Origin of the sequence: Rhodopseudomonas sp., from assembly GCF_048594845.1 — a bacterium.
GTDB lineage: Bacteria > Pseudomonadota > Alphaproteobacteria > Rhizobiales > Xanthobacteraceae > Rhodopseudomonas.
The window spans coordinates 1-8,888 of record NZ_JBMDXE010000219.1; the positions used below are offsets into that span (position 1 = coordinate 1).

At 66.4% G+C, this 8,888-nt stretch carries 7 protein-coding genes; 5 read left to right on the forward strand and 2 right to left on the reverse strand.

All coding sequences use genetic code 11. The features are described 5' to 3' along the window. Positions 1-68: 68 nt before the first annotated feature. Positions 69-767, reverse strand: coding sequence for a PAQR family membrane homeostasis protein TrhA (trhA, locus tag ACOJTD_RS14290; RefSeq protein ID WP_420133562.1), 699 nt, complete (start codon positions 765-767; stop codon positions 69-71). 209 nt (positions 768-976) lie between these two features. On the opposite strand from trhA, the gene ACOJTD_RS14295 reads away from it, so the two are divergent. The 4 genes from ACOJTD_RS14295 to ACOJTD_RS14310 all read left to right on the forward strand — a co-directional run bounded on the left by ACOJTD_RS14295 (position 977) and on the right by ACOJTD_RS14310 (position 5,960). Beyond that, positions 977-2,446 carry a YcjX family protein gene (locus ACOJTD_RS14295; RefSeq protein WP_420133563.1) on the forward strand — a complete coding sequence of 490 codons (1,470 nt, stop codon included), beginning with the start codon at positions 977-979 and terminating at the stop codon, positions 2,444-2,446. Further along, complete coding sequence (locus ACOJTD_RS14300; protein WP_420133564.1) at positions 2,443-3,513, forward strand: YcjF family protein; 1,071 nt, start codon at positions 2,443-2,445, stop codon at positions 3,511-3,513. The genes ACOJTD_RS14295 and ACOJTD_RS14300 overlap by 4 nt, the downstream gene beginning before the upstream one ends. Positions 3,514-3,809: 296 nt before the next feature. Next, positions 3,810-5,486: an adenylate/guanylate cyclase domain-containing protein gene (locus tag ACOJTD_RS14305; RefSeq protein WP_420133568.1), complete on the forward strand. Its 1,677-nt coding sequence runs from the start codon at positions 3,810-3,812 to the stop codon at positions 5,484-5,486. A 234-nt stretch (positions 5,487-5,720) separates the two neighbouring features. Then, on the forward strand, positions 5,721-5,960 hold the full coding sequence (locus ACOJTD_RS14310) for a hypothetical protein (RefSeq protein ID WP_420133565.1): 240 nt from the start codon (positions 5,721-5,723) through the stop codon (positions 5,958-5,960). Positions 5,961-6,048: 88 nt separating this feature from the next. On the opposite strand, the gene ACOJTD_RS14315 is transcribed toward ACOJTD_RS14310, so the two are convergent. Continuing rightward, positions 6,049-6,648, reverse strand: coding sequence for a hypothetical protein (locus tag ACOJTD_RS14315; RefSeq protein WP_420133566.1), 600 nt, complete (start codon positions 6,646-6,648; stop codon positions 6,049-6,051). Between the two features lie 188 nt (positions 6,649-6,836). Between ACOJTD_RS14315 and putA the strand changes: the two genes are divergently transcribed. Beyond that, the coding region (gene putA / locus ACOJTD_RS14320) for a bifunctional proline dehydrogenase/L-glutamate gamma-semialdehyde dehydrogenase PutA (protein WP_420133567.1) at positions 6,837-8,888 on the forward strand (2,052 nt) is incomplete at its 3' end.

The window sequence follows — 8,888 nt, forward strand, 5'->3', positions numbered from 1 at the left end:
CCTGCAATCTGCATGTTTCCCCCGTGTTGTTGTTGCGGGGGTGTCTTATCGCAAAGGGTGGGCCGGAGCTATGCCGCCAGCACCAGATCCATCACCGCGACGTAATGGCAGGCGGCGGCGAGCAGCACGAAGGCATGCCAGATCGCGTTCTGGAACCGCAGCCGGCGCCAAGCATGGAAGATGACACCTAGCGTGTACAGCGCACCGCCGATGCCGAGAAACCACAAGGCCGTGGTCGGCAGTGTCTGCACCACCTGATCGTAAGCGATGATGCCGCTCCAGCCGAGCGCCAGATAGAGACCGACCGACAGCTTGTCGAACTTCCCGGGCATGAACAGCTTGAGCACGATGCCGACGATCGCAACACCCCACACGCCAGCGAGCAGCGCCAGGCCGAAGGTCTGGTCCGGAATCTGGCTGATGATCGGCGTGTAGGTCGCGGCGATCAGGACATAGATCGCCGAATGGTCGAACCGGCGCAGCAGCCACTTCCGCGGCGACACCGGCCACAGATTGTAGGCTGCGGACAGGCCGAGCATCGCCAGCAGACCGGCCGCATACACCGATACCGAGACGATGGTCGGCGTCGACGCGAACACCCCGGTCAGCGTAATCAACGCGGTGGCTGCGATCAGACCGGCGACCAGGCCCAGAACATGGACCACGCCGTCGGCGATCAGTTCGGCACGATCGTAATTCCAGTGAACCATGCCCTTGGCATCGATCCTGGCGTGCGAAACGATTTGCTTCAAGCGAAACACTGTCATAGGCGGAGCGGAGACCCTGTCTTTCGTTGATCCGACACCTACATGGCGATGAACGACGGCGCGATACAGGCCTGCAACCTGCAATCGCCCGCGAATTTTATCCGTCGGAAAGGCGGCAAAGCCAAGGCCCCCCTCAGGTCGGATTGTCGCATTGCGCGTTTTCCGGCTAACGTCCCGCCACCCCATCTCCTGATTGAACCTTAGCGCGCATGGCCTTCAGTTTTTCAGATCTGGTCGAGGAAGCGTGGCTGTCGGCGCGGGCGCTGAAGGACTATAGCGAGACCATATTCAACCCGACGGTGCGGCTCGGCGTCACCGGTCTGTCACGCGCCGGCAAGACGGTGTTCATCACCGCGCTGGTACACGGGCTGTGCCGCGGCGGCCGGTTTCCGATCTTCGAGTCGATGTCCACCGGCCGGATCGCGACGGCCCGGCTGGCGCCGCAGCCCGACGATGCGGTGCCACGCTTCGCTTACGAGAACTTCCTGGCGACACTGATCGAGCAACGGCAATGGCCGAGTTCGACGGTTGATATCAGCGAGCTGCGGCTGGTGATCAACTATCAGCGCAAGAGCGGTGCCGAGCGCACGCTGACGCTGGACATCGTCGACTATCCGGGCGAGTGGCTGCTCGATCTGCCGCTGCTGAACAAGAGCTACGAGAAGTGGGCGTCCGAGAGCCTCGCGCTGTCGCGACAGGATCCACGCGCGCGGGTGGCGCGGGAGTGGCACGCGCATCTGGCGACGCTCGATCCGAACGGCCGCGAGAACGAGCAGGAGACGCTGACCGCCGCGCGGCTGTTCACCAGCTATCTGCGCGCCTGCCGCAACGAGCAGTTCGCCATGAGCCTGTTGCCGCCCGGCCGTTTCCTGATGCCCGGCAATCTGGCCGGCTCTCCGGCTCTCACATTCGCGCCGCTCGACGTGCCGGCCGACGGAACGCCGCCGGAACGATCGCTGTGGGCAATGATGCGGCGGCGGTTCGAGTCCTACAAGGACGTGGTGGTGCGGCCATTCTTCCGCGATCACTTCGCGCGGCTCGATCGCCAGATCGTACTGGCGGATGCGCTCAGCGCATTCAATGCCGGTCCCGAAGCGCTGCAGGATCTCGAGGCGGCGTTGGGCGGCATTCTCGACTGTTTCCGAGTCGGCCGCTCCTCGCTGCTGTCGACGATGTTCCGGCCACGGATCGACCGGATCCTGTTCGCCGCCACCAAGGCCGATCATCTGCATCACTCCAGCCACGACCGGCTCGAGGCGATCCTGCGCAAGCTGGTGGAGCGGGCGATGCAGCGCGCCGAATTTGCCGGCGCCACCGTCGATGTCGTCGCGTTGGCGGCGGTGCGCGCGACGCGAGAGGCGCAAGTGCAGCGCGGGCGCGACCGCCTGCCCTCCATCGTCGGCACCCCGATCGCCGGCGAGATGGCCGAGGGCGAGGTGTTCGACGGCGAGACCGAGGTCGCGACCTTCCCAGGCGATCTGCCGACCAATCTGCAGGGCCTGTTCAAGGGCGAGGATACGTTCCGCGGCCTCGCTGCGGGATCGCATCAGGACGCCGACTTCCGCTTCCTGCGCTTTCGGCCGCCGCGGCTCGCCACGCACGATCCCGAGGGCCCGGCGCTGCCTCATATCCGCCTCGACCGCGCGCTCCAGTTCCTGATCGGAGATAAACTGCAATGACCGAGCGGGTCCCTCCTCGCCGGCCGGCGACCTTCAAGCTGACCGACCCCAGCGTCGTGCTGATCGACTCGGACGAGACCGGCCCGAGCGCGCGTCCGACCGCGCCTGATCCTGCTGCCGCGCCGCCGCCGCGCGCCCGCGTGCAGCTCGCGCAGGAGAAGGAGACGCCGATCGTCGCGCCCAAGGCACCGCGCAGCATCATCAATCCGAAGAAAGGGTTCAGCTGGGGCACGCTGTTCTGGGGCGCCGCGACGGGTCTGTTGTCGCTGGCGTTCTGGCTGTGGGTCAGCAAGCTGGTCGAGGACCTGTTCGCGCAAAGCACGACGCTCGGCACCGTCGGCGCGATCCTCGCGACGCTCGCCGGAGGTTCGCTGGCGATCATCATTGGCCGCGAAGCATTCGGACTATTCCGGCTTTCCCGGATCGAGCAGCTTCATGCCCGCGCCGCACGTGTGATCGAAACCGACAACCGCGCCGAGGCGCAGGCGATCATTCGCGAGCTTCTCAGGTTCGAAAATCCCAACCCGCAGCTCGCGCACGGCCGCGCCACGCTCGCCAAGCATCTCGACGATATCATCGACGGCGCCGACCTGATCCGGCTCGCCGAACGCGAACTGATGACGACGCTCGACATCGAGGCGCGGGCGCTGATCTCGAAGGCGGCGCAACGCGTGTCAGTGGTCACCGCGATCAGTCCGAAGGCGCTGATCGACGTGCTGTTCGTTGCGATCGCTGCGACGCGGCTGATCGGCCAGCTCGCCCGTCTCTATGGCGGCCGCCCCGGCGCGCTCGGCATGCTCAAGCTGATGCGGCAGACCGTGTCGCACCTCGCCATCACCGGCGGCATCGCGCTCGGGGACAGCGTGATGCAGTCCGTGCTCGGCCACGGCCTCGCCTCGCGGCTGTCCTCGAAGCTCGGCGAAGGCGTTGTCAACGGCATGCTGACCGCCCGCCTCGGCCTGGCCGCCATCGACCTCACCCGACCGCTGCCCTTCAACGCGCTACCAAGGCCGGTGCTGGGCGATCTGGTGAAGGACCTGCTGAAGAAGCGGGACAAGGAAGAGTGAGGACTACGCCGGACGCTGCTTAACGCCGGTTAACTTCCCTTAATGGCGATTAACCTCTGCTTCCAGACGGCTGGCTGCCCTTACCGATGCGGCAGCGCAGCCGAAACTCCTCGCCCGCTCTCGCCACTCCTGCTGTCTCCTCGATGACGCCTTCGCGAGTTGACCGCGGCGCGAATTCCTTCGACAAGCGGCGGATGCACCGCCCGCACGACCATCGCGAGCCCCAGCGGACGTCGGACGGCCGACGATCCCACTTGCCTGGTTGGCTGCGCCGGATCGGCCTGCGCCAGATCCGGATGTTCACCGGGCTGGTGATGTTCGCTTACTTGCTCAGCCATTTCCTCAACCACGCGCTGGGCAACATCTCGCCGGAAGCGCTGCAGGCCGGGGTGCTGTGGCATCTCGAAATCTGGCAGTTCCTGCCGGTCGCGATCCTGTTCTACGGCTCGGTGACGATCCATGCGGCGCTCGGCCTGTGGGCGCTGTATCAGCGCCGCCAATTTCGCTGGCGCACGATCGAGCCGCTACAGCTCGTCCTCGGACTCAGCGTGCCGCTGCTGATCTACACTCACGTGATCGGACTGCGGCTCAGCAACGTGCTGTACGGAATCGACAAGCTCTATCCGCAGGTGTTGTACGCCTATTGGGTGGCGTGGCCGACCTACCGGATCTGGCTGATGGTCACGGTGATGCTGGTCGCGTGGATCCACGGCTGCATCGGCCTGGGTCTGTGGCTGCGGATCAAGCCCGCGTTCCGCAAGGCGATGCCCGGCTTGCTCGTGCTCGCGGTGCTGATCCCGACGCTGGCGCTGCTTGGTTTCTACGAAGGCGGCCGCGACGTCATCCGCGTCGCCGCCGATCCGGCCTGGCAGGACGCCAACCTGTCGATCAAGCAGATGGGGACGCTGCAGCAGCAGAAGACGCTCGACCGGATCGGCGATGCGTTCGTGATCGGCTATCTCGGCCTGATCGCGCTCGCGCTGGTGGCCCGCGCCATCCGCGGCCTGCATGAACGTCGCGGCGGCATGATCCGGCTGACCTATGGCGGTGATCGCACGGTGCGCGTGCCGAAAGGCATGACCGTGCTGGAAGCCAGTCTGCGTCACAACATTCCCCACGCCAGCGTCTGCGGCGGCCGCGCGCGGTGCTCGACCTGCCGTATCCGGGTCATCGGGGACGTCGACGAGTTGCCGCCACCGACCAGTCGCGAAGCCTTCGTGCTCGGCAGCGTCGGCGCGGCCGACGACCCGACGATCCGGCTCGCCTGCCAGCTTCGCCCGACGCACGATCTCACTTTTCTGCCGGTGTTTCCGCCGCGCAACGTCGCGGCCGCGCGACAGGCGGTTCGGTCCTCGCGTATCGGCGACGAACGCTACATCGTTAGCATGTTCGTCGATCTGCGCGGCTCGACGCAGCTCGCCGAGACGCGGCTGCCGTTCGACACGGTGTTCATCGTCAATCGCTTCCTCGGTGCGGTGTCTCGCGCGGTGATCGCCTGCGGCGGCCAGCCCAACCAGTTCGTCGGCGACGGCGTGCTGGCGTTGTTCGGTATGAACGAGCAGCCGCGCGACGCCTGCCGCAACGCCATTCGGGCGGCGGCCGCGATCGCCGCATCGGTCGACGAGCTCAACGGTCTGATCGGCCACGATCTCGGCGAGCCGATCCGGTTCGGCGTCGGCATTCACGGCGGCGTCGTGATTCTCGGCGAGATCGGCTATCGCGACCACATGGTGTTCACCGCGCTCGGCGACTCCGTCAATGTCGCCGCACGGCTGCAGGACATGACCAAGGCTCTCGGCTGCGAAGCGCTGCTCAGCGACGAACTCCGTGCCACCGCCGGCCTTGCTGCCGACGCGCTGCCGACCCAACAGGTCGACATCCGCGGCCGCACCGAGCCGATGCTGGTGTGCCCGATCGCGCAGTCGCGCGAACTCGCGGCCGCGCTGGATCGCAGCGAAGCGATGCTGGCCTAAGACGCGACGACTATCACAGCGGCCCTCCGTACTTATCCGGCGCCCCCTGTGAGGTGGCTTCACGGCCGCGCCTCGACGCGGCCCGGAATCGCCAGTGCCGGGTACAGAAAACCGTATGGGCGGCGTGAACCCGCCCGAATTGCAACGCGACGAAGATGCGATGGGCAGGATCCGACATGCCGGATCCGAGTGGACTAACAACCGCGCCACGCGCGCATGAGGAGGAGTACGACCATGTTTCGCAAGCTCGCTCTCGGACTGATCGCAGCCGCTTCGCTCGGCGTCGTGGCTCTGGCGCCGACCACCGCCTCCGCCGGCGGCGGATGGGGCTGGCATCCGCACCACCATCATCACTGGCACGGCCCCGCCTTCGGCATCGGCTTCGTCGGCTATGACGGCGGCAGCTGCTACGTCACCCGCCGCGTCGCCACGCCCTACGGCTGGCGCTGGCGCACCTTCAATATCTGCGACTAAGCGATCCCCATTGCGGCTTCACGTGCGGCAATCCCGATCGCCTGCACGGTCGGGACTGCCCCATTATCCGCCGGGGTCGTCTTACTAATCAGTCGAGCTTGACCCACTGATCGACCGGCATCACTTCCGGTGTCTGCGCATAGGCGCGTGTCCACATATCGACGACCCATTCGGCGCCGGTGACGCGCTCGACCAGCACGGCGGTGTTGTGCGGCGTCTGCAGCACCAGCACATTGCCGCGATATTTCGGATCGCCGACGCTGTGATACTTGAGCAGGCCCCACTCCTGCAGCATCAGCAGCAGGCTGGTGGTGTTGCGCGTGGTGTCCCAGCAATCATAGTTGTGCTTGTCGTCGAAGTAGCGGAAGTCGGCGCGGGCGATCCGCTTGTCGGTGCCGAGCACCGGGCCGAGCCTGCGATCTAGCCACACCACGGCGGCCTGCACCGCCTTGCGTTCGGCCGCAGCCGACGCCTTGCCGGCCGCCATGATCCGGGTCAGGGCGGCACGGTCGCCGGCGCTGAAGGTGAACTCGTGGCGGCGGCGGCAGACAAAGCCGTAGCACACCGTGAACGTCGAGGCCGTCGGCGGAAAGATCGACACCGAGCTGTAGAGCTGCGCTACCTGCGAGCTGAGCTGCCCGGCGGTCGCCGGCACCAGCATCTCGCCAATGCCAATCACCACAGCCATGACGGCGACCACGCCCCGTCTGGCGCTGAAGCTCAGCTTTCCTGCCCGCATACCATTCTCAACTCTGTCGAAACCGCCCAAACGCTAGCGTGACGGACCCGCGGTGCCAATATGGGAGTGGGACGCTGCCCGATTTGCTGCACAGGCTGATGCGGGCCGCACACACCCCGGCTCGCCCGAGGACCGCCATGTCACTTGATTTGCCGATCCCTGCCTTCACGGCCCCCTATGCTCCGGACGACGCCGCGATCGCGGCCGAGTTGCTGCGCACGGTTCCACACGCGGCGGAGAGCGAGGCCCGGATCGATACGACGGCGACTGCCCTGATCGAGTCGATCCGCGCCGGCGAGCGGCTCGGCAGCGTCGAGGCGATGCTGCGTGAATATGCGCTGTCGACCAAGGAAGGCCTGGCGCTGATGGTGCTGGCCGAAGCGCTGCTGCGCATTCCGGACAGCGCGACCGCCGATGCCTTCATCGAGGACAAGCTCGGCCAAGGCGATTTCGCGCATCACCGTATCCAGTCGGACGCGCTGCTGGTCAATGCCTCGGCCTGGGCGCTCGGGCTCACGGCTCGCGTCGTTCAGGCAGGCGAGACGCCGCAGGGCACGCTGGGCGCACTCGCGAAGCGGATCGGCGCGCCGGCAATACGGGCCGCGACACGGCAGGCCATGCGTCTGATCGGCAATCACTTCGTACTCGGCGAGACGATCGAGGCCGCGCTCGGCCGCGCCAAGGCGCAGCAGAGTGACGGCATTCGCTACTCCTACGATATGCTCGGCGAAGGTGCGCGAACCCGGGACGATGCCGCGCGTTATTTCGAGTCCTATGTCCACGCGATCGCAGCGATCGGTCAGGCGGCCGGCAACGCAGCGTGGCCGGCACGGCCCGGCATCTCGGTGAAACTCTCGGCGCTGCACCCGCGCTTCGAGGCCGTGAGCCGCGAACGAGTGATGCGTGAGTTGACTCCGCGGCTGATCGAACTGGCGCAGCAGGCGAGGCGCTACGATCTCGCCTTCACGGTCGATGCCGAAGAGGCCGACCGCCTCGAACTGTCGCTTGACGTGTTCGCGGCCTGCCTGGCCGATCCGTCACTGAGCGGCTGGGACGGTTATGGCCTCGCAGTGCAAGCCTATCAGAAGCGCGCCGCGGCGGTGATCGACCATGTCGCCGAACTGGCGCAGCGCTACGACCGGCGCCTGATGCTGCGGCTGGTGAAGGGCGCCTATTGGGACACCGAGGTTAAGCGCGCGCAGGAACGCGGGCTGGACGACTATCCGGTGTTCACCCGCAAAGTGATGACCGACCTCAACTACGTACATTGTGCGCAGAAGCTGCTGGTGCTGCGACCACGGATCTTTCCACAATTCGCCAGCCACAACGCGTTGACGGTGGCCACCGTGCTCGAACTCGCCGGCACCACCCAAGACTACGAATTTCAGCGATTGCACGGCATGGGCGACGCGCTGTATGCGCGGCTGCTCGCCGATCAACCCGACATCGCGTGCCGGATCTACGCGCCCGTCGGCGGCCACCGCGACTTGCTCGCGTATCTGGTGCGGCGACTGCTGGAGAATGGCGCCAATTCGTCGTTCGTGGCACAGGCCGGCGATGACCGCGTGCCGGTCGAGAGCCTGCTGCAGCGGCCGGCCGCGATCATCGGCACGCCAGCGCAGGCGCGCAACGACCACATTCCGCTGCCGCGCGCGTTGTATCAACCGCAGCGCATCAACTCCCGCGGTGTCGAATTCGGCGACCGGGCCGCATTGCAGACGTTGCTCGACGAGACCGAAGCCGCACGGCGACCTGTGTTGGTCCAATCGCCGGCTTCTCCCGAACAAGTCACGGCGGCGGTTACTGCCGCTCTTGGTGGCTTCGTGGCGTGGAGCCGCACGCCGGCGGAGACGCGCGCAGCCGCGCTGGAACGCGCCGGCGATCTGCTGGAGCAGCGCCGCGCCACATTCATAGCCCTGCTGCAGGACGAGGGATTGAAGACGCTCGACGACTGCGTCGCGGAAGTGCGTGAGGCGATCGACTATTGCCGTTACTACGCGGCGGAGGGGCGGCGGCTGTTGGGCGACGATATCGGGCTGCCAGGCCCAACCGGCGAGAGCAACGGGTTGCGTCTGCGCGGCCGCGGCGTCTTCGTCGCGATCAGTCCGTGGAATTTTCCGCTGGCGATCTTTCTCGGGCAGATCACTGCGGCACTCATGGCCGGCAATGCCGTCGTCGCCAAACCGGCA

Coding starts and splice junctions, on each gene's coding strand:
- trhA (WP_420133562.1), bottom strand. CDS start 767: ATGACAGTGTTTCGCTTGAAGCAAATCGTTTCGCACGCCAGGATCGAT.
- ACOJTD_RS14295 (WP_420133563.1), top strand. CDS start 977: ATGGCCTTCAGTTTTTCAGATCTGGTCGAGGAAGCGTGGCTGTCGGCG.
- ACOJTD_RS14300 (WP_420133564.1), top strand. CDS start 2,443: ATGACCGAGCGGGTCCCTCCTCGCCGGCCGGCGACCTTCAAGCTGACC.
- ACOJTD_RS14305 (WP_420133568.1), top strand. CDS start 3,810: ATGTTCACCGGGCTGGTGATGTTCGCTTACTTGCTCAGCCATTTCCTC.
- ACOJTD_RS14310 (WP_420133565.1), top strand. CDS start 5,721: ATGTTTCGCAAGCTCGCTCTCGGACTGATCGCAGCCGCTTCGCTCGGC.
- ACOJTD_RS14315 (WP_420133566.1), bottom strand. CDS start 6,648: ATGGCTGTGGTGATTGGCATTGGCGAGATGCTGGTGCCGGCGACCGCC.